Origin of the sequence: Micromonospora zingiberis (assembly GCF_004331455.1) — a bacterium.
Taxonomy (GTDB): domain Bacteria; phylum Actinomycetota; class Actinomycetes; order Mycobacteriales; family Micromonosporaceae; genus Micromonospora; species Micromonospora zingiberis.
This window is the reverse complement of sequence record NZ_SJJR01000013.1, coordinates 48938-67673: the sequence shown is the minus strand read 5'-3', so window position 1 is coordinate 67673 and position 18736 is coordinate 48938. Positions and strand designations below refer to the sequence as shown.

Here is an 18736-nt window from a genome sequence, read left to right as displayed (position 1 = left end):
AGCGTCACCATTGGCGCGCCGGCTCGTTTTCCGAGGATGAGCGGCCGACCAACTGTCCGCCGCCGTACCGCCCCAGTGCCCCCTCACGAAGGCGAACGTCGTGCCTGTCGCGTCTGTGCTCCGCGCCACCATCCGACGCCCCACCCTGCCGGAAGCCTGCGTGCTCGCGGTGGTGGCCGTACTCGTCGTCGTCGGTGCCGCCGGGGCGATGCCAACGCTGGCGGTGGTGGCGCTCGCCGGCGCGGCCGGTTCGACGCTCGCCGGCGTCCGGCTGTCCCGGCTCGCCGCTGGTCCCGACGTACCGGCCGCCGATCCTGCCGGCGGGCGGCTCGCCCGCCGCCGGGCGGCCCGGCCGCGTCGGGCCGCCGCCCTGCTCCAAGCGGCGGTGGTGACCGCCGGTCTGACCACGGCGGTGCTGCCGTTGGCGTCGGTCGGCCACCGCCCGACGGCAGCCGCCGCCGGGCTCGCCGGCACCGCCGCGCTGCTCGGCGGCGGCCTGTTCAGCCTGCCACGCCGGCCGGGGCCATCGACCCCGCTGTGGCGTCGCCAGTTGCTCGACGGCGCCGCGGCCGGCGCCTGCCTGGTCCTCACCGCCTGGCTCCTGCTGCCGTACGCCGACGTGCCCGCCCCGACGCGACTGGTCGCCGCGCTGGCCATCGGCGTGCTGGCCGTTGCCGTGCTCACCGTGCTGACCGGGGCGAACCGGAACGGCGGCGGCAACCGATGTCAGGCCGGGGCGGGGCTGACCCTGCTCGGGTTGACGCTGCTCGCCGCGCTGCCGGCCGGCCCCGCCGCCGGCCGGGCGGCCCTGCTGGTGGCTCCGCCGCTGGTGGTCGGCGTGTTGCTGACCGCCGCCGGGGTGCGCCAGTTGGTGCGGGAAGCGGAGCCGGCACCGGGCGCCGCGTTGGTCTGGCCACGGGTCGTGGTCCCGGCGGCCGGGGTGGTGCTGGCCACCCTCCACCAGCTGCAGACCGGGTTGCTGCCCGACCGCACCACAGTGGTGCTCGCGCTCGCCGTGGTGCCGCCGCTGGTGGCGCGCGAACTGCTCGGCGCGGGCCGCCCGGAAACCGGGCCGCCCCCGGTCGCTCCGCTGGCGGCCCCGGGCCCGGTCACCGTCGAGGAACCCGTACCCGCCGGACGGGCTGCCCTGCTGCGGGCCCTGGCGGCGCGTTCGGAGGCCGCCACCGGCACGCTGCTGGTGGTCGACCTGCACCTCACCGAGCTGCCCGGGGTGGCCGTGCGCGACGACGTGTCCGCCGAGGCGGTCCGCCGGGCGCGGGCCGCGGCGGCCGCCGACGACGAGGTGGTCGACCTGGCCGGCAGCGGCTTCGCGGTGGTCACCCGGGCAGGACCCCTGCTGGCGTACGCGTTGGGCGCGCGGTTGCTCGCCGCGTTGGACCGGCCGTACGAGGTGTCCGGGGCGGTGCTGCGTTCGCGGGCCAGTATCGGGCTGGCCGAACTGGCCCACGGCCGCCCGGAGGACGTGTGGCGTCAGGCCGACCTGGCCCGCCGACGTGCGGCGCAGCTCGGTCGGGACCGGGTCGAGTGGTACGACGCCTACCTGGAGGAGCAACTGGTCCGCCGGCTGGACCTGGAACGGGAACTCCCGGGCGCGGTCGCCCGAGGTGAGTTGGACCTGGTGTACCAGCCGGTGATCGGGCTCGGCGACCGGCTGCCGGTCGGCACGGAGGCGTTGCTGCGCTGGCGCAGCCCGGTGCTCGGCACCGTCTTCCCGGCCGAGTTGCTGCCGGTGGCCGAGGACCTCGACGTCGTCGGCGAGCTGGGTGCCTGGGTGTTGGACCGGGCCTGCCGGCAGGTGGCGGACTGGTCCGTCGGCGGCCGGCGGTTGTGGATGGCGGTCAACGTGACCCCCCGCGAGCTGATCTCGCCGGACTTCGTCCCCCGGACGGCGGCGGTCCTGGAGGCGTACGGGGTGGGACCGGACCAACTGGTGGTCGAGATCGCCGAGCCGAGGGTGGCTGCCGACCTGCCGACGGTCGTGGCGCGGCTGGCGGGGCTGCGGTCGATGGGCATCCGCACCGCCCTGGACGACTTCCGGGCCGAGCAAGCCTCCCTCGCCCAGCTTCGGCGACTGCCGATCGACCTGCTCAAGGTCGGGCCGGAGGTGACCGGGGCGAGCCACGACCGTCCCCTGTGGGACGTGGTGGTCACCGTCGCCGACCGGCTGGGCCTGGAGGTGGTGGCCGAGGAGTTGGAATCCGCCCACCAGGTAGAGGGCGCCTACCGGGCCGGGTGCCGCTACGGCCAGGGGTACGAGCTGGCTCGCCCTGCCACCGCCGAACGGGTCGAGGCGTACTTCGAGGAGTTCCCCTCCGCCTCCCGCTAGATCACTTAACCGGTTAACTCTCCGTGCCCGGCGGGGCGGTGCTGCCGCGTGGCGTCAGATGCGCCTGCTCGTCCTGGATGCCGACCGCCGGAGCCCCCTCGATCACCTGCAACAACTGCCGCGCGGCGTGCGCGCCGTACGCGGGGATGTCCCGCCCGACCGCGGTCAGCGGCGGGTGCACCAGCCGGCACAGCGGCGAGTCGTCCCAGGCCACGATGGACAGATCGGTGGGTACGGCGAGACCCATCTCCTGGGCCACCGACAGCCCGGCGATGGCCATCACGTCGTTGTCGTAGACCACCGCCGTGGGGCGGATCCGCGAACTCAGTAGCCGTCGGGTCGCCCGCGCCCCCTCCTCGCCGGTGTAGTCGGTGGAGGCGACGACCGACTCGGCGAGACCGAGGCGCTGGCACACCTCGGTGAAGGTCTGTGTCCGGATGGCGGTGTGCAGCAGGTCGGGCAGTCCGGCGACGCGGGCGATCCGGCGGTGCCCCAGGGCGTACAGGTACTCCACCGTCTCCACCAGCGCTGCCGCGTCGTCCGACCAGACGCTGGCCAGGCGGCCGGTGCCGGCCGGCCCGCCGATCACCACGGCGGGCAGGCCCAACTCCTCCAGCACCGGCACCCGCCGGTCGTCGGTGCGCAGATCGCAGACCAGCACCCCGTCGACCCGCCGCTCGCCCCACCAACGGCGGTAGACCGCGATCTCGGCGCTGGCGTCCGCGACCACCTGGAGGGTCAGCGCGTACGACCGGGCCGACAGTTCCGCCTCGACGCCGCTGATCAGCTCCATGAAGAACGGTTCGATGCCGAGCGTCTGGGCCGGTCGGGCGAGGATCAGGCCGATCGCCCGGGCGGTCGCGCCGGACAGTGCCCGGGCCGCGCTGCTCGGGCTGAACCCGATCTCGGCGGCGATGGCGAGAATGCGTTGCCGGGTCGCCTCGGAGACGCCCGGCTGGCCGTTAAGCGCGTAGGACACCGCGCCCTTGGAAACCCCCGCCCGCCGGGCGACATCCGCGATCGTGGGCCGCTTCACCGGCGTACTTCCTCCCGAACCAGTCCGCTGTCCGCTCGCCGTACGGGTCCCGTCGGCGCTGGACACGCTACCCGTCGCCCACCAGCGGCCAGGTACGGGTCTGATCGTCGTAACTTGTTCGGTTCAGTGTACGTAGCTGGTGTGGCCGGGTCGGCGGCAGAGACCGTCCGGGCCGCCCGGAGCTGCGGGTTCATCAGGTGTTCGAGTCCCGCGTGGAGGGTCGCCAGGTTACGGGTTGGTCGCGTCGTTAACCGGCCGTTGACACTCTGGGAGCGCGCCCGTACGGTGACGTCACTTATCCGGTTCAGTCAACGTATCTCGATCTCGGGAGCGTTCCCAGATGTCTTGGAGGATGGGTCATGAAGCGGTCTACGCCTCGTTGGCTGCGGGTCGCAGCCGTTTCTCTGGCGGTCGGCTCACTCGTCGTCGCGTGCAGCGGACGCAGCACCACAGGTGGCTCCGGCAGTGGCGGTGAGGTCACGCTGACGATCAATTTCTGGGGCGACTTCGGCCTACAGGACCTCAAGGCCAAGTACGAGGCGGAGCACACGAACGTCAAGATCGCCCTCAACTCGGGCGAGTACAACGCCCAGCACGAGGACCTGCAGAAGAAGCTGATCGCCGGTTCGGGCGCCCCCGACATCGCCGCCATCGACGAGGGCTTCATCGTCCAGTTCCGCAGCCAGGCGGACAAGTTCGTCAACCTGCTCGACTCCGGCGCGGGCAAGTACGAGAGCAACTACCTGCCGTGGAAGTGGAAGCAGTCGCTGTCCGCCGACGGCGCCACCCAGATCGGACTCGGCACCGACGTCGGTGGCCTGGCCATGTGCTACCGCACCGACCTGTTCGAGGCCGCCGGCCTGCCCACCGAGCGCGACCAGGTCTCCGCGCTCTGGCCCACCTGGGACGACTTCCTCGCCGTCGGCCAGCAGTACGTCGCCAAGACGAACAAGAAGTTCGTCGACAACGCGACCAACCTGTTCAACCCGATCCTCGGTCAGCAGCAGGTCGGCTTCTACGACGAGGGTGAGCAACTGCGGATGGACGGCGGCCCGAAGGTCGCCTTCGACTTCGCGGTCAAGGCCGCCGATGCCGGCCTGTCGGCCAACCTCACCAGCTTCCAGGCCGACTGGGACAAGGGCTTCACCAACGGCTCGTTCGCCGTGCTCGCCTGCCCGGCGTGGATGCTCGGACACATCCAGAACACCGCGCCCGGCACCAAGGGCAAGTGGGACATCGCCGCGGTGCCCGGCGGCGGTGGCAACTGGGGCGGCTCCTTCCTGACCATCCCCAAGCAGGGCAAGAACGTCGACGAGGCGTACAAGTTCCTGGAGTGGCTGATCCAGCCGGAGCAGCAGATCGAGATCTTCAAGACGGTCGGCAACCTGCCCTCGCAGCCCGGCCTCTACGCCGACCCGGCGATCGCCGACTTCAAGAACGAGTTCTTCAACTCCGCGCCGGTCGGGCAGATCTTCCCGAAGATGGCCGAGGGCCTGACGCCGCAGTACCTGGGCCGGAAGAACGGACCCACCCGGGTCGCGGTGGAGAACGTGATCAACCGGGTGCAGAACGGCACGCTCAAGTCGGACGCGGCCTGGGCCGAGGCGATCAAGGAAGCCGACAAGGCCAACAAGTGACGCGACCGGGGTGGCGCGGGTACGCCCGCGCCACCCCGGCACCGGTCCTCGTCCCGTCGTACCTGGAGTGTCCCCATGCCCACCACGCGCGCGGCCCCCGAACCGGGCACCCGCCGTCGGCCACCCACCGGCCGGTCGACGACCTGGCGTGACCGGCTGCACCGCTTCGACGTGCGGTACGTGCCGTACCTGTTGATCGCGCCGTTCTTCCTGCTCTTCTTCGTCTTCGGGCTGTTCCCGATGATCTTCAACGGGGTGGTGGCACTGCGCCACTGGCGCCTCGACGAGCCGGACCGGACCGGCTGGGCCGGGGTGGAGAACTTCCGCCGGCTGTTCACCGACGGCGACTTCGGCAACGCGCTCTACAACACCTTCGGCATCTTCCTGCTCTCCACCGTCCCGCAACTGCTGCTGGCGTTGATCATCGCGTCGATGCTGAACCGTCGGCTGCGGGCCCAGACCTGGTGGCGGGTCAGCGCGCTGCTGCCGTACATCACCCCGATCACCGCCTCCACGCTGGTGTTCAACGTCTTCTTCGCCCGTGACCTCGGGATGGCCAACTGGGCGCTCGGCCTGCTCGGCATCGGCACCGAGAACCCGATCGACTGGCGGGCCGACAAGCTGCACTCCTGGATCGCCATCGCCACGATGGTCAACTGGAAGTGGATCGGCTACAACGCCCTGCTCTACCTGGCCGCGATGCAGTCCATCCCGCGCGACGTGTACGAGGCCTCGGCGCTCGACGGGGCCGGGCCGTGGCGCCAGCTCTGGCGGATCACGGTGCCGATGATCCGGCCGGTGGTCATCTTCACGGTGGTGCTCTCCACCATCGGCGGGCTCCAACTGTTCACCGAGCCGATGCTCTTCGACCTCAACGCCCAGGCCGCCACCGGCGGCGCCGGCGGGGAGTGGCAGACCGTCGCGCAGCTGATCTACAAGGTGGGCTGGAAGGACCTCAACCTTGGTTACGCCGCCGCGATGTCCTGGGCGCTGTTCCTCATCATCCTGGTGGTCGCCGCGCTGAACACCCTGCTGACCAACCGCATCTCGGGGGGACGCAAGTGAGCCTTCTGGAGCGGCGTCGCGCCGCCGCATCCGTACCGCCCGCCAGGCGTAGGCGGCCCGCGCTGCTGGGCCGGGCACCGCAGGACACCCCGGCCGGGATCGGCACCTACCTGTTCCTGGCGGTGACCGCGCTGTTCGCGGCGTTCCCGCTGTACTGGATGTTCGTCATCGCCACCAGCAGCGACGAGGCCACCTCGCAGCTACCGCCGGTGGTGATTCCGGGCGACCGGTTCCTGCCGAACCTGGACGAGGTCTTCTCGCTACAGGACGTCTACTTCGCCGCCTCCCTGGTGAACAGCGTCATCGTCGCCACCGTGGTGACCGCCTCGGTGCTGTTCTTCTGCTCGCTGGCCGGCTTCGCCTTCGCCAAGCTGCGCTTCAAGGGCAGCCGGGCGCTGATGCTCTTCGTGATCCTGACCCTGACCGTGCCCAACCAGCTCGGCGTCGTCGCGCTCTACATCGTGATGGGCAAGCTGGGCTGGAACGGCACCCTGCTGGCGGTGATCGTGCCCGGCATGGTCACCGCGTTCGGGGTGTTCTACATGCGACAGTTCATCGTCAACACGGTGCCCGACGAACTGGTCGAGTCGGCTCGGGTGGACGGCGCCAACACCATGCGGATCTACTGGAACATCGCGCTGCCCGCGGTGCGTCCCGCCCTCGCCGTGCTCGGCCTGCTGACCTTCGTGGCCACCTGGAACGACTTCCAGTGGCCGCTGATCACCCTCAACGGCACCGACTACCCCACCTCGATGGTGGCCATCTCCGACCTGGCCAGCGGCAACTACGTCATCTACCGGCGGGTGCTGGCCGGTGCGTTCGTGGCCACGGTGCCACTATTGATCATGCTCGTCATCGGTGGTCGGCAGATCGTCCGAGGAATCATGGAAGGCGCGGTGAAGTCTTGAGCGACGCGCGGGGGAGCGGTCCGCTCCGGCAGGCGCTGCACGACGGCTGGACCCTACGGGCGATCGCCGGCCCGCAGGTGCCACCCGAGGTCGACGGCCGGGCGGTACCGGCCACCGTCCCCGGCTGCGTGCACACCGACCTGCTGGCCGCCGGGCTGATTCCCGATCCGTACCTCGACGACAACGAGACCGCGCTGACCTGGATCGGGCAGACCGGTTGGGTGTACGAGAGCACCTTCGACCGGCCACCCGGCGCCCACCAGCGCCTCGACCTGGTCTGCGCCGGGCTGGACACGGTCGCCACGGTGACCCTCAACGGTGTCGAGGTCGGCCGCACCGAGAACATGCACCGCGGCTACCGCTTCGACGTCGCGTCGCTGCTGCGCGCCGAGAACAACACCCTGGCCGTACGCTTCGACTCCGTCTACCGGTACGCCCACGCGCACCGCGACCGCCTCGGTGACCGGCCCAACGCCTACCCGGAGCCGTTCCAGTTCGTCCGCAAGATGGCCTGCAACTTCGGCTGGGACTGGGGACCCACCCTGGTCACCGCCGGCATCTGGCAGGAGATCGGCCTGCACGGCTGGTCGGTGGCCCGGCTGGCGACGGTACGTCCGCTGGTCACGGTCGACGGCGGGGCCGGCCGGGTGGAACTGCACGTCGAGGTGGAACGGGCGGTCGAGTCGCCGCTCACCGTGCGGGCGCAGGTGGCGGGGGAGACCGCCGAGGCGACCATCCCGGCGGGAGCCCGCTCGGCGACGCTGATCCTCACCGTCGACCGGCCCGCCCTGTGGTGGCCGCGCGGCTACGGCGACCAGACCCGCTACGACCTGTCGGTCACCCTGCACGGGCCGGACGGCGCCGCCCTCGACGACTGGCACCGGCGGATCGGCTTCCGTTCGGTACGCCTGGACACCACCCCCGACGCCCACGGCGCCCCGTTCACCCTGCAGGTCAACGAGGTGCCGCTGTTCATCCGGGGTGTCAACTGGATCCCCGACGACGTCTTCCCCACCCGGGTCACCCGGGAGCGGCTGGCCCACCGGTTCGACCAGGCCACCGACGCCAACATCAACCTGCTGCGGGTCTGGGGCGGCGGCCGGTACGAGTCGGCGGACTTCTACGACCTGGCCGACGAGCGCGGCCTGCTGGTGCAGCAGGACTTCCTCTTCGCCTGCGCCGCGTACCCCGAGGAGGAGCCGTTCGCCAGCGAGGTCGCCGCCGAGGCCACCGAGCAGGTGACCCGGCTGGCCGGCCATCCGGCACTGGTGTTGTGGACCGGCAACAACGAGAACATCTGGGGCTGGCACGACTGGGGCTGGCAGGAACAACTCGCCGGGCGGAGCTGGGGTCACGGCTACTACCTGGACCTGCTGCCCCGCATCGTCGCCGAACTGGACCCGACCCGCCCCTACTGGCCCGGCAGTCCCTGGTCGGGCAGCGAGCAGATCCACCCCAACGACCCGGCGTACGGCACCACGCACATCTGGGACGTCTGGAACACCGACGACTACACAAAGTACCGCGACTACCTGCCCCGATTCGTCGCCGAGTTCGGCTACCAGGCACCACCGGCGTACGCGACGCTGCGCCGGGCACTGGCCGACGAGCCCCTCGCGCACGACTCGCCCGGCATGGCGCACCACCAGAAGGCCGCCGACGGTGACCTGAAACTGCGCCGGGGACTCGACGCACACCTGCCCGAGCCGCGTGACTTCGACGACTGGCACTACCTGACCCAGCTCAACCAGGCCCGCGCCATCCAACTCGGTGTCGAGCACTTCCGCTCCCACCGGGGCCTGTGCATGGGCACCATCGTCTGGCAGCTCAACGACTGCTGGCCGGTCACCTCCTGGGCGGCGATCGACGGCGACGGCCACCGCAAACCCCTGTGGTACGCGCTGCGCCGGGCGTACGCCGACCGGCTGCTCACCGTGCAGCCCCGCGACGGCGGGCTGGCCCTGGTCGCGGTCAACGACGGCGGTCAGCCGTGGCAGGCCCCGGTCATGGTCACCCGATCCACCCTGGCCGGGGAGCCCAGGGCCAAGGCCACCCTGGAACTGGACGTGCCCGCGTACGCCACGGTGACGCTGGCGCTGCCGGCGGAGCTGGCCCGGCCCGACGACGCGTACACCGAACTGCTGGTCGCCGACGCGGGCGACCCGGCCGCACGGGCGTGGTGGGCCTTCGCCGAGGACCGCGACGTGCGGTGGCCCGCAGCGGACTTCGAGGCGACGGTGCAACCGGTGGACGGCGGCCAGCAGGTCCGGGTGACCGCCCGCACCGTCCTGCGTGACCTCACCCTCTTCCCCGACCGGCTCGACCCCACCGCGCAGGTCGACGAGGCACTGGTGACCCTGCTGCCCGGTGAGTCGGCGACCTTCACGGTGCGCTCGGCGACGCCGATCGACCCGACCGCCCTCACCACCCGACCCGTCCTGCGCTGCGTCAACGACCTGTCCGGGGAGGGATCGGCCTGACGTCCGCACCCGTCGGCACCGCCACGTCGGGCGCTGCCGACGGGTGCTGGTCGCTGCTGCGCCGGGTCAGTCCGCGACGCGCCAACGGCCTTCGGAGGCCGTGGGGTCGACCCGGGGCCAGCCCCACTGGCTGCCCTGCTGGACCAGCCCGCCGTTGTCGTTGAGGGCCTGCTGGATGGTGGTCAGGTTGGTGCTGCGCGTCTCCACGTAGGCGATCGACACCAGCACCACACTCGTGATCAGGCCGACCACGACGGCGGCGGTGGCACCCGCCTCCACCGGCGCCGCGGGCGCGCCGATCAGCGAGGCCAACAGACCGGTGGCTGCCGCGATGCCGACCACGAAGGTGACGAAGGCCGCCGCGATCCCGGCCCAGAAGGAGATGAGTCCCCAGGCGAGATCGCTGAGAACGTTCTGAATCCGCTCCGCCATCGGTTTGATCGCCTTCACCGCCCGGGACTGGGCGTCCGCCGAATCCGCGTACGCCGAGGCGGCCGATCCGGTCCAGCGGTTGTCGGCCTTCATCCCGTACGCCGAGACCGCCTGTTCCAGACCGCTGACCGGCGTACCGACGTGGAGATCCCAGTATTCGCCGAGCCGGAACAGCGCCGGTGGAAGTCCGGGCTGGGCGATGAACTTCTGCACCTCGTCGAAGATCTTGTTCGACTGGACGAGGAACTTGTCCCAGGCCCACCGCATGCCGGTGGTGACCACGGCGGGCAGCCAGCGCATCACCTCGGTGAGCCCGGCGGCCAACTCGTTGATGTCCTGCTGGACCTCGTCCAGCAGCTGGTTGACCTCCGTCAGCAGCTCCTCGAACAGGATCTCCAGCTCGCCGGCACCGACCGCGCTCAATTGGGTTCCCTCAGTGTGGTGAAGCCGCTCGCCGCCTCGGCGTCGGTGTACTGGTAGTCCTCGATCACCGAGATCAGTACCTCGGCGATCTCGTCCATGGCTGACGCACCTTCGGACAGCAGCCGGACCGCCAGGTCCTGAATCTCCTCGTACTTGGCGGTCACCCCGGCGCCGTCGGCCAGGTAGCCGAAGTGCAGGCCGGTCAGGCCGAAGGAACGTGCGTTGGTGGCGGCGGTCTGGAGCAGGTGGGACGACCGGCGCCAGCCTGAGACATCGGTCGCGATCGCCTCGAACGCGGCGACGACCTCTTCTCCCGTGGGTGTCGACATCGGACTCCTCGCAGACGCGCAGCTGGGGCGGATGCCGACTCAGGCCAGCAGACCGAGTCGACGCAACAGGGCCACCGGATCGGCGGCGGCCGGATGGGCGGCGGCTATCGCCGGAAACGCGGCCAGCGCCTCGGTCGCGCGGGCGGCGGCGTTGCGGTACGCCTCGCGGCAGGCCCGCAGGATCTCCTCGGCCAACTCGCGGCTGCCGGGCCGCTCACGCAGCCACCGGGTGCTGACCTCGACGCCGGTCACCTTGCCGCCCGTCAGGCGTACCGTGACCCGGTCGCCCGCGCGACCGACCACCTCCTGCCGGGCCTGCTCCCGAAGCGTGTCGCGAAAGCCGCGCAGATCCGATCGGACCTGCCGCAGATCCGCCAGCGTCCGGCGCAGCACTTCGACCTGGCCGGCGAGATCCGGGGCCGGGGCGAACTGGGGCCGGTCGACCGCCGGATCGGTCTGCGATGCGGGCGCCGATGCGTCGGCTCGGGCCTCGACCCGCTGCGCCCACGCCGTGCGCCGGCTCTCGACGGCTGCCTCGATGGCGTCTTGCACCGCCGCGGGGAGGCCGCCCGCGCCCACCATGGCCGACCAGCGTGGCGCGATCTCCAGGTGGGTCACCTGGTCGGCGTGGTCGACCTGGGCACGCACCGCTCGGGCATCGTCGCGGCCCTCACCGACGATGTCCGACCCGTCCAGTTGCCATGCCGTCTGCTGCGCGGCAGCACGCATGGCGAGCAGATTTCGTTCGACGACCATTGGATCCCCCGTGTCTCGTCGCCGGCCGAAAGTAACAGAACTCGCGTGATCGCGATGCCCCGCAGGGTTCAGCTCTGCGGGGCCCGGGCGGCCAGGGCGTGGAGTTCCTGGGCCACCTCGGCCGCACCGGGCCGCCGTACCGTGGACAACACGTTGGCCAGCGCGAACAGGTCGGCCTGGGGCAGCGGCGCACCGGTGTCGACGGCCAGCATGAGGCGTACCGTGCCTTCCGGGCCGACCACCAGCAACTCCGGGATCCGTTCGTCGTTGACCCTGGTCACGCCCGGAGCGCTCATCGTGAACCGCCGGCTGCTCGGCCGCAGCACCACGCTGTGCGCGGTGGCCAGGTCCACCGTCCGGGGTCGAATCCGCTGGACGGTCAGCCGCGTCCCGTCCAGCCAGGCGGCCGACCGCAGCACCACGAGCACGTTACGCACCATCCAGCCGGTCATGGTCGTGGCGAGCAGCACCGGAAGGCCGAACATCACCACGTTGAACAGCGTCCGACTGTCTGCCCCGCTCGAACTGAGCGCCCAGAGCACGAACATGCCGAGGATGGCGCCGAGGCAGCCGGCGGCGCCGATGCCGAGTACGCCGAGGAGTACCAGTACCGTCAACCGGCCGGCCCGGGTCTGCCGGAAGCCGGACGACAGTCGATAACTCTGGCTGTTGAAATTCACCCGCCGATGATGTCAAGCCGAGACCACCGGGCGCTGCCCCGCGTAGGGCTCGCCACGCCCCGTCTCTGCGCGAACGCCGCCGAATCCGGCGTCCGGTCCTGTCTACTGCGATGACGGCGAACGGAGGAACGTGTGATGAGTGAACCTGAGATCCTGATGGAGGGTGTCGTGTTCGGCGAGTCGCCGCGCTGGCATGACGGGCGGCTCTGGTTCTCCGACTGGGGCGCCAACCAGGTGATCTCACTGGCCGCCGACGGCAGCCACGAGGTGGTGGCCACCGTCCCCTCGTTTCCGATGTGCATCGACTTCCTGCCCGACGGGCGGCTGCTCATCGTGGACTCGGCCGGACGCCGACTGCTGCGCCGCGAACCCGACGGGACACTGGTCCCGCACGCCGACCTCGCCACGATGTCGGACAAGCCGTGGAACGACATCGTGGTCGACGACCATGGCAACGCCTACGTCAACAACATCAACTTTGATTTTCCCGGCGGTGACTTCACCCCCGGCCTGATCGCGTTGGTCACCCCGGACGGCACCGTCGAGCGGGCCGCCGACGACCTTGCCTTTCCCAACGGAATGGCGATCAGCCCGGACGGCGCGACCCTGATCGTCGCCGAGTCGTACGCCAACCGGCTCACCGCCTACGACATCCGCAGCGACGGTGCCCTCGGCGGCCGGCGAGTGTGGGCGGAAACCCCGGGCGACCATCCCGACGGCATCTGCCTGGATGCCGAGGGTGCCGTCTGGTACGCCGACGTCGGCAACCAGCGCTGTGTCCGGGTACGCGAGGGCGGTGCGGTGCTGGCCACCGTCAACCTCGACCGGGGCGCTTTCGCCTGCGTGCTCAGCCGCGAGCCGGATCCGCGCCTGTTCGTCGTCGGTCAGGCGTGGGGCGGACCGGAGCCCGCACAACCCAGCGGCCAGGTGGTCGCCTTCCCCGCACCAGCCCCCGGAGCCGGCCACCCCTGACAGCGATGAGCCTCGATCAGGAAACCTCAGCGATCAGGGCGGGAAGACAGGTTGGCGGCTTCGGCGAGTAGGGAGTCCAACTCGCTGTCGGACAGGTTCTCCTCGGTGAGGATCTTTTGCACGGTGGCCGCCTGGATGCGGCCGATCATCTCCTGGCTCATCGAGTAGTCGAGCGACGGGTCGATGATCGACGAGATGAGCTGCTCGGCCGCCTCGGCGTTGATCTCCGGCCCGCCGTCGGCGAGCCCGGCGCGTAGTTCGCCGACGAACGCGATGATCTCGGCGTGGCTGCCCGTTTCGCCGAAGCGGCGATCGACGGCGAGGAAGAAGACTGCCGCGAGGTAACGGGGGAGACCGTCCCAGCCCTCGGCGTCAAGCTTGGCTTCGACCGCGTCGTTCGCCGCGTAGTCGCCACGAACCATCGTCCGGATGTACTCGGGTAGCTCAGGCTTGATCACTCTCGTCCCGCTCTCGTGCTCGTCGCGTTTTGCCATGGTTCCATATCGCCTTCACGGTCACCGCCAATGCGCCAGCTGCCATCACTGCGGCGGTCACCGGGTTGTCGACGTGCGGTCGCTCCTGCACGGGCACGGGTTCGGGGTTCGTCGTACCGCTTGTGGAACCTCCGTTCCCGTCACCCTGCTGCTTGAAGAACTTGAATATTTCGCGAGCGCTGGTCTCGGCGTTCTTCAGGCCGTCCTCGATGTCGTCGGCTTTCTTGACCTGCTTACGCCAGGCGACGTCGGCGCGCCGTCCGCGTCGCTCAGCCTCGGTCAGGACACGTTCGCCGGATGGCGAGGCATCCTCTGCGGCAGGCTCTGTGGACGCGGCGCTCGGGGCGATCGTATTGATGTAGCGGGTGATGTGACGGGCCGCTTGGGCCAGGAGGCGGGCATAGCGACCGGCCTTGTCGCGGGCAACTTTGGCATCCTCCGCAGCGGAACGTAGGCCGTAGTCGTTGCTGCCCTGCCTTACGCCGTCCAGGTGCGCAGCCGCCTGCTCGGCATCTGCCTGTGCGCGAAGTGCGGTGACGGCAGCGGCATCCAGCTCTGCGCGTATCGCTAGGAGTCGCGCGACCAGGTCGCCGATGTTGGCTGTCATCCGAGCCGGGTGAGGTACTCGGCTGTCCGGTGCATGGTGGCGTCAAAGCGTCGTCGGGTCGGTTCGACCTCGGCTCTCGCTGCCACAAGAGCCTGCCGGGTGGCCGCAACTTCCTCGTGTCGACTGCCGTGGAAGACCGCCTCGGCTGCGGTGGTAGCCGCCTCGGCTTTTGCCACGGCTCGGTCGAATACGCCCTGGCCCGCACGGGCAGCGTTGACAGCCGCGCTCAGCGCGGCTTTTACCTCGCCGATACTCACCGTCGGTGCGCTCAGCCGAGGATGCCGACGTAACGGCGGGCGGCCTCCGAGCTGCCCTGTACGAGCGTCATCGCCTCGGCCAGGCGCTGCTTGCTCTGCTCGCCTCGGGCGATGGCCTCGGCGATCGCCGGATGGCCGGTGCCGGCGGCGATGGCACGCAGGCGGGTCAGCATCCGCTCGTTGTTCTCGGCGGCGGCCCGAATCTGATTGATCGTGACATTTCCCTGTTCTGCCGCCTGCATCAATGCCGCCTTGACCTCTTCGATGCTGGCCATTGGGTCCTCCGTCTACCGTCCGTGAACGAGGATCATGTTTACGTAGTCGGGCGGACACTATCGGAGATGGGCGTGGCCCGCAGTCCGGCGGCTTCAGGTGGTCGGTTGTGGACGCGGCGATGAACTCCGGAAGCTGCGCCGCTGCTGTGGTCGTCGCGGACTGGGTGTCGGTCCGGTCCGTGGCCCCGGGAATCTCGCCGAGGTCGCAGACCTGTTTGCCCTTTGCCGCAGCACCGCCGAACATTGACCACTTTCTACTCTATGGCTATCATTCGAGTTGGCTGGAAAGCGCTTTCCCGATGTCGGGTGGAGGTCGTGACTGCGTGGCCCCCTGGGCAGGGGCGTGCTGCGGGCATGGCCGGAGACGACATCGCCGTACGCGGTTCGGCGGGCCGGGCGCAGACGTCGGTCGTACGGATGGCCGCCAACGTCGATCCTCAGCTCACCCTGGAGAAGCGTCATGAGATGGAAGTCCTTCGGCGCCGCGATCCTGCTCGCGGCCGGCGCCGTCACGGTGTCGACGGTCGGACCGGCCTCGGCCGCACCGACCAGGTACGAGGCCGAGAACAGCCCGGCGAGGTGCACCGGCACCATCGACGCCAACTGGTCCGGTTACTCCGGCACCGGGTTCTGCAACGGCAACAACGCCGTCGGTGCGTACGCCGAGTTCACCGTTACCGCCGCGAGCGCCGCACCGGCCGAACTGCGGGTCCGGTTCGCCAACGGTACGAGCGGCTCCCGCCCGGCGGATCTGATCGTCAACGGCGCGACGGTGCGGAACGTGCCGTTCGAGAGCACCGGCACCTGGGACGCCTGGGTGACGAAGGTGCTGCCGGTGAGCCTGCGTTCCGGCGGCAACACCATCCGGCTCACCCCGACAGTCGCCGACGGCCTGCCCAATGTCGACTACATCGAACTCGAAGCCGGCGGTGAACCGTCGGACCTGCTCTACGTCGCCACCAGCGGGAACGACAGCAACCCCGGGACCCTGAGCGCCCCGTTGGCGAGCATCCAGCGGGCCGTCGACCTCGCCCAGCCCGGCCACACCATCTTCCTCCGCGGCGGGACGTACGCGCCCAGCAGCAACATCCAGCTACTCAAGGACGGCACGTCGAGTCGGCCGATAACGTTGCGCAACTACGCCAACGAGCGGGTCGTGATCGACGGCGAGAACATGCCGCACACACCGGCCCCGGTGGGTGGCAGTATCCCCCGGGCCGAGCGGGGCGCCATCCACATCGAGGGCGACTGGTGGCGGCTGATCGGCTTGGAGATCATCAACGGGCCGTACGGGGTGTTCGGGCTGGACGTCAACAACGGTGTCTTCGAGCGCCTGGTGACCAGGGACAACTACGAGTCGGGCTTCCACCTTCAGGGGGCGTCGAGCAACAACCAGATCGTCAACCTGGACGCGTACGGCAACCGGGACCCGCGCAAGAACGGGGAGAGCGCCGACGGCCTGGCCATCAAGGAGGGCGCGGGCAGCGGCAACGTGGTACGCGGCGCCCGGTTGTGGAACAACTCCGACGACGGGCTGGACTACTGGATGTTCAGCTCACCCATCCTCACCGAGAACAGCCTGGCCTGGGGCAACGGGTTCAACCGCTGGAACCTGCCGGACTACACCGGCGACGGCAACGGATTCAAGCTGGGCGGCAACGGGGTGTCCGCCAACCACACCGTGCGCAACAGCATGACCTGGGACAACGCGGTCGGCGGGTTCATCGACAACAACAACCCGGGGCAGCACCGGATCGAGCGGAGCACCGCCTGGCGCAACCCGGGTACCGGATTCAACGTCAACCGCTCCGCCAGCACCCTGACCGGGAACCTCGCCGTCGCCAACGGCGCGAACGTGTCGCTCGGTACGAACTCCAGCGGCAGCGGCAACTCCTGGGATCTCGGTGGCAGTTGGCCGCTGGCCAGCACCAACCCGAGCACGATCACCGGTGCCCGCCGGGCGGACGGCTCGATCCCGTCCTCGGACTTCCTGCGCCCGTCCAACGGTGCCAACGTCGGAGCCCGCTTCTAGCTGCGTGTCGAGGTCCTCGGCTCGACCGAGGACCTCGACACACACCCGTGCTCTCGGGTCCGGCGTTAACAGGGGGCCCTTGCTATGCACGAGGCGTTAACAAGGTGCCCTTCCTTTCATTCGGGTACGCGGCGGTAGGCGCCGTCGCTGGCGGAGGTGGCCATCGAGGCGTACGCGCGCAGGGCGGCGGAGACCGGGCGTTGCCGGTCGACGGGGGTGTACGGGCGGTCGCGCTTCTCCTGGGCGACGCGGCGGGCGTCCAACACGTCGGCCGGCACGTTCAGCTCGATCGTGCGCGCCGGAATGTCGATGACGATCTCGTCGCCCGGCTCGACCAGCGCGATCAGCCCGCCCGAGGCGGCCTCGGGGGAGACGTGCCCGATGGAGAGCCCGGAGGTGCCACCGGAGAACCGGCCGTCGGTCAGCAGCGCGCAGGCCCGGCCCAGCCCTCGGCCCTTGAGGAACGAGGTGGGGTAGAGCATCTCCTGCATGCCGGGGCCGCCCTTGGGGCCCTCGTAGCGGATCACCACCACGTCGCCGGCGACCACTTCCTTGGCGAGGATGGCGGTGACCGCGTCGTCCTGCGACTCGTAGACCTTTGCCGGGCCACGGAAGGTCAGGCACTCCTCGGGCACCCCGGCGGTCTTCACCACGCAGCCGTCCGGGGCGAGGTTGCCGGAGAGGATGGCCAGCCCGCCGTCGGCGGAGTACGCGTGCTCCCGGTCGTGAATGCAGCCGTTGGCGGCGTCGGTGTCCAGGCTCGACCAGCGGTTGGTGGTGGAGAACGGTTCGGTGGTGCGTACCCCGCCCGGCGCGGCGTGGAACAGCTCGATCGCCTCGGGAGTGGCCGAGCCGCCGCGCACGTCCCAGTCGGCCAGCCAGCCCGCCAGCGTGGGGGAGTGCACCGCGTGCACGTCCCGGTGCAGCAGGCCGGCGCGGTCCAGTTCGCCGAGGATGGCCGGGATGCCGCCGGCCCGGTGCACGTCCTCCATGTGGTACTGCGGCGAGTTCGGGGCGACCTTGGCCAGGCAGGGCACCCGGCGGGAGATCGCGTCGATGTCGGCGACGGTGAAGTCCAGCTCGGCCTCGCGGGCGGCGGCCAGCAGGTGCAGGATCGTGTTGGTCGAGCCGCCCATCGCCACGTCCAGCGCGACGGCGTTCTCGAAGGCGGCCCGGGAGGCCACCGTCCGGGGCAGCACCGAGGCGTCGTCGTGGTTGTACCACCGCTTGGCGATCTCCACGACGGTGCGGCCGGCCTCGACGAAGAGCGACCGGCGCGCGGCGTGGGTGGCCAGCGTCGAGCCGTTGCCCGGCAGCGCCAGCCCGATCGCCTCGGTGAGGCAGTTCATCGAGTTGGCGGTGAACATGCCGGAGCAGGAGCCGCAGGTCGGGCAGGCGGAGCGCTCGATGGCGCCGAGCTGGTCGTCGGTGACCGCCTCGTTCGAGGAGGCGATCATCGCGTCGATCAGGTCGATCTTCGAGTGGACGATGCCCTCGATCGCCACCGTCTTGCCGGCCTCCATCGGGCCGCCGGAGACGAAGACGGTCGGGATGTTCAGCCGCAGCGCGGCCAGCAGCATGCCTGGGGTGATCTTGTCGCAGTTGGAGATGCAGACCAGGGCGTCGGCGCAGTGCGCGTTGACCATGTACTCCACCGCGTCGGCGATCAACTCGCGGCTGGGCAGGGAGTAGAGCATGCCACCGTGCCCCATGGCGATGCCGTCGTCGACCGCGATCGTGTTGAACTCCCGGCCCACCCCGCCGGCCTCGGCCACCGCGTCGGCGACCAGGCCACCCATGTCCTTGAGGTGTACGTGGCCCGGGACGAACTGGGTGAAACTGTTCGCGATGGCGACGATCGGCTTGCCGAAATCGTCGTCGGTCATCCCGGTGGCCCGCCACAGGGCCCGGGCACCGGCCATCGTCCGACCGTGCGTGGAGGTCTTCGACCGCAGCTCAGGCATGCCCACCAGTCTGGCACCGCCAAGGCGGCAACGGACAGGCGA

Annotated in this window: 17 protein-coding genes; 7 read left to right on the top strand and 10 right to left on the bottom strand. The window is 70.2% G+C overall.

The features are described 5' to 3' along the window. The first annotated feature begins 100 nt into the window (after positions 1 to 100). Positions 101 to 2347 carry a bifunctional diguanylate cyclase/phosphodiesterase gene (locus tag E0H26_RS19215; RefSeq protein ID WP_131305477.1) on the top strand — a complete coding sequence of 749 codons (2247 nt, stop codon included), beginning with the start codon at positions 101 to 103 and terminating at the stop codon, positions 2345 to 2347. Positions 2348 to 2360: 13 nt separating this feature from the next. Here E0H26_RS19215 and E0H26_RS19210 read toward each other — a convergent pair whose 3' ends face one another. Beyond that, on the bottom strand, positions 2361 to 3383 hold the full coding sequence (locus tag E0H26_RS19210) for a LacI family DNA-binding transcriptional regulator (RefSeq protein WP_131305474.1): 1023 nt from the start codon (positions 3381 to 3383) through the stop codon (positions 2361 to 2363). Between the two features lie 359 nt (positions 3384 to 3742). On the opposite strand from E0H26_RS19210, the gene E0H26_RS19205 reads away from it, so the two are divergent. The 4 genes from E0H26_RS19205 to E0H26_RS19190 all read left to right on the top strand — a co-directional run bounded on the left by E0H26_RS19205 (position 3743) and on the right by E0H26_RS19190 (position 9473). Beyond that, positions 3743 to 5020, top strand: coding sequence for an ABC transporter substrate-binding protein (locus E0H26_RS19205; RefSeq protein ID WP_131305472.1), 1278 nt, complete (start codon positions 3743 to 3745; stop codon positions 5018 to 5020). A gap of 75 nt (positions 5021 to 5095) precedes the next feature. After that, complete coding sequence (locus tag E0H26_RS19200; protein WP_131305470.1) at positions 5096 to 6085, top strand: carbohydrate ABC transporter permease; 990 nt, start codon at positions 5096 to 5098, stop codon at positions 6083 to 6085. Between the two features lie 62 nt (positions 6086 to 6147). Continuing rightward, positions 6148 to 6993 carry a carbohydrate ABC transporter permease gene (locus E0H26_RS19195; protein WP_165521913.1) on the top strand — a complete coding sequence of 282 codons (846 nt, stop codon included), beginning with the start codon at positions 6148 to 6150 and terminating at the stop codon, positions 6991 to 6993. Beyond that, entirely contained in the window at positions 6990 to 9473 is a 2484-nt protein-coding gene (locus tag E0H26_RS19190; RefSeq protein ID WP_131305469.1) for a glycoside hydrolase family 2 protein, read from the top strand. Before E0H26_RS19195 ends, E0H26_RS19190 begins: the two co-directional genes overlap by 4 nt. A gap of 66 nt (positions 9474 to 9539) precedes the next feature. Here the strand turns inward: E0H26_RS19190 and E0H26_RS19185 are convergent, their stop codons facing one another. The 4 genes from E0H26_RS19185 to E0H26_RS19170 form a co-directional block, all read right to left on the bottom strand. Next, on the bottom strand, positions 9540 to 10328 hold the full coding sequence (locus E0H26_RS19185) for a hypothetical protein (protein WP_131305467.1): 789 nt from the start codon (positions 10326 to 10328) through the stop codon (positions 9540 to 9542). After that, a complete protein-coding gene (locus tag E0H26_RS19180; RefSeq protein ID WP_131305465.1) occupies positions 10325 to 10657 on the bottom strand; it encodes a hypothetical protein in 333 nt (110 codons plus the stop codon). Before E0H26_RS19180 ends, E0H26_RS19185 begins: the two co-directional genes overlap by 4 nt. A gap of 39 nt (positions 10658 to 10696) precedes the next feature. After that, complete coding sequence (locus tag E0H26_RS19175) at positions 10697 to 11413, bottom strand: hypothetical protein (protein ID WP_131305463.1); 717 nt, start codon at positions 11411 to 11413, stop codon at positions 10697 to 10699. Between the two features lie 68 nt (positions 11414 to 11481). Further along, positions 11482 to 12093: a hypothetical protein gene (locus E0H26_RS19170; RefSeq protein ID WP_131305461.1), complete on the bottom strand. Its 612-nt coding sequence runs from the start codon at positions 12091 to 12093 to the stop codon at positions 11482 to 11484. A 135-nt stretch (positions 12094 to 12228) separates the two neighbouring features. Between E0H26_RS19170 and E0H26_RS19165 the strand changes: the two genes are divergently transcribed. Next, a complete protein-coding gene (locus E0H26_RS19165; protein ID WP_131305459.1) occupies positions 12229 to 13065 on the top strand; it encodes an SMP-30/gluconolactonase/LRE family protein in 837 nt (278 codons plus the stop codon). Between the two features lie 26 nt (positions 13066 to 13091). Here E0H26_RS19165 and E0H26_RS19160 read toward each other — a convergent pair whose 3' ends face one another. From E0H26_RS19160 to E0H26_RS19145, 4 genes are read right to left on the bottom strand one after another with little or no spacing between them, the layout of a single operon-like run. Beyond that, positions 13092 to 13523, bottom strand: a complete 432-nt coding sequence (locus E0H26_RS19160) for a hypothetical protein (RefSeq protein ID WP_131305457.1) — start codon at positions 13521 to 13523, stop codon at positions 13092 to 13094. Next, positions 13510 to 14166, bottom strand: a complete 657-nt coding sequence (locus E0H26_RS19155) for a hypothetical protein (RefSeq protein WP_131305455.1) — start codon at positions 14164 to 14166, stop codon at positions 13510 to 13512. The genes E0H26_RS19160 and E0H26_RS19155 overlap by 14 nt, the downstream gene beginning before the upstream one ends. Beyond that, positions 14163 to 14423, bottom strand: coding sequence for a hypothetical protein (locus E0H26_RS19150; protein ID WP_131305453.1), 261 nt, complete (start codon positions 14421 to 14423; stop codon positions 14163 to 14165). The genes E0H26_RS19155 and E0H26_RS19150 overlap by 4 nt, the downstream gene beginning before the upstream one ends. An 11-nt stretch (positions 14424 to 14434) precedes the next feature. Then, on the bottom strand, positions 14435 to 14698 hold the full coding sequence (locus E0H26_RS19145) for a hypothetical protein (protein ID WP_131305451.1): 264 nt from the start codon (positions 14696 to 14698) through the stop codon (positions 14435 to 14437). A 460-nt stretch (positions 14699 to 15158) separates the two neighbouring features. Here E0H26_RS19145 and E0H26_RS19140 point away from each other — a divergent pair, with 460 nt between their 5' ends. Beyond that, positions 15159 to 16730, top strand: a complete 1572-nt coding sequence (locus tag E0H26_RS19140) for a right-handed parallel beta-helix repeat-containing protein (protein ID WP_131305449.1) — start codon at positions 15159 to 15161, stop codon at positions 16728 to 16730. Positions 16731 to 16846: 116 nt separating this feature from the next. On the opposite strand, the gene ilvD is transcribed toward E0H26_RS19140, so the two are convergent. After that, positions 16847 to 18694 (bottom strand): dihydroxy-acid dehydratase, encoded by a 1848-nt coding sequence (ilvD, locus tag E0H26_RS19135; protein WP_131305447.1) that lies wholly within the window; start codon positions 18692 to 18694, stop codon positions 16847 to 16849. Between the last annotated feature and the right edge of the window lie 42 nt (positions 18695 to 18736).

Excerpts from the sequence above, each read along its gene's own strand:
- ilvD (WP_131305447.1), bottom strand. The coding sequence starts at position 18,694 with ATGCCTGAGCTGCGGTCGAAGACCTCCACGCACGGTCGGACGATGGCC.
- E0H26_RS19140 (WP_131305449.1), top strand. The coding sequence starts at position 15,159 with ATGAGATGGAAGTCCTTCGGCGCCGCGATCCTGCTCGCGGCCGGCGCC.
- E0H26_RS19180 (WP_131305465.1), bottom strand. The coding sequence starts at position 10,657 with ATGTCGACACCCACGGGAGAAGAGGTCGTCGCCGCGTTCGAGGCGATC.
- E0H26_RS19205 (WP_131305472.1), top strand. The coding sequence starts at position 3,743 with ATGAAGCGGTCTACGCCTCGTTGGCTGCGGGTCGCAGCCGTTTCTCTG.
- E0H26_RS19175 (WP_131305463.1), bottom strand. The coding sequence starts at position 11,413 with ATGGTCGTCGAACGAAATCTGCTCGCCATGCGTGCTGCCGCGCAGCAG.
- E0H26_RS19200 (WP_131305470.1), top strand. The coding sequence starts at position 5,096 with ATGCCCACCACGCGCGCGGCCCCCGAACCGGGCACCCGCCGTCGGCCA.
- E0H26_RS19165 (WP_131305459.1), top strand. The coding sequence starts at position 12,229 with ATGAGTGAACCTGAGATCCTGATGGAGGGTGTCGTGTTCGGCGAGTCG.
- E0H26_RS19155 (WP_131305455.1), bottom strand. The coding sequence starts at position 14,166 with ATGACAGCCAACATCGGCGACCTGGTCGCGCGACTCCTAGCGATACGC.
- E0H26_RS19145 (WP_131305451.1), bottom strand. The coding sequence starts at position 14,698 with ATGGCCAGCATCGAAGAGGTCAAGGCGGCATTGATGCAGGCGGCAGAA.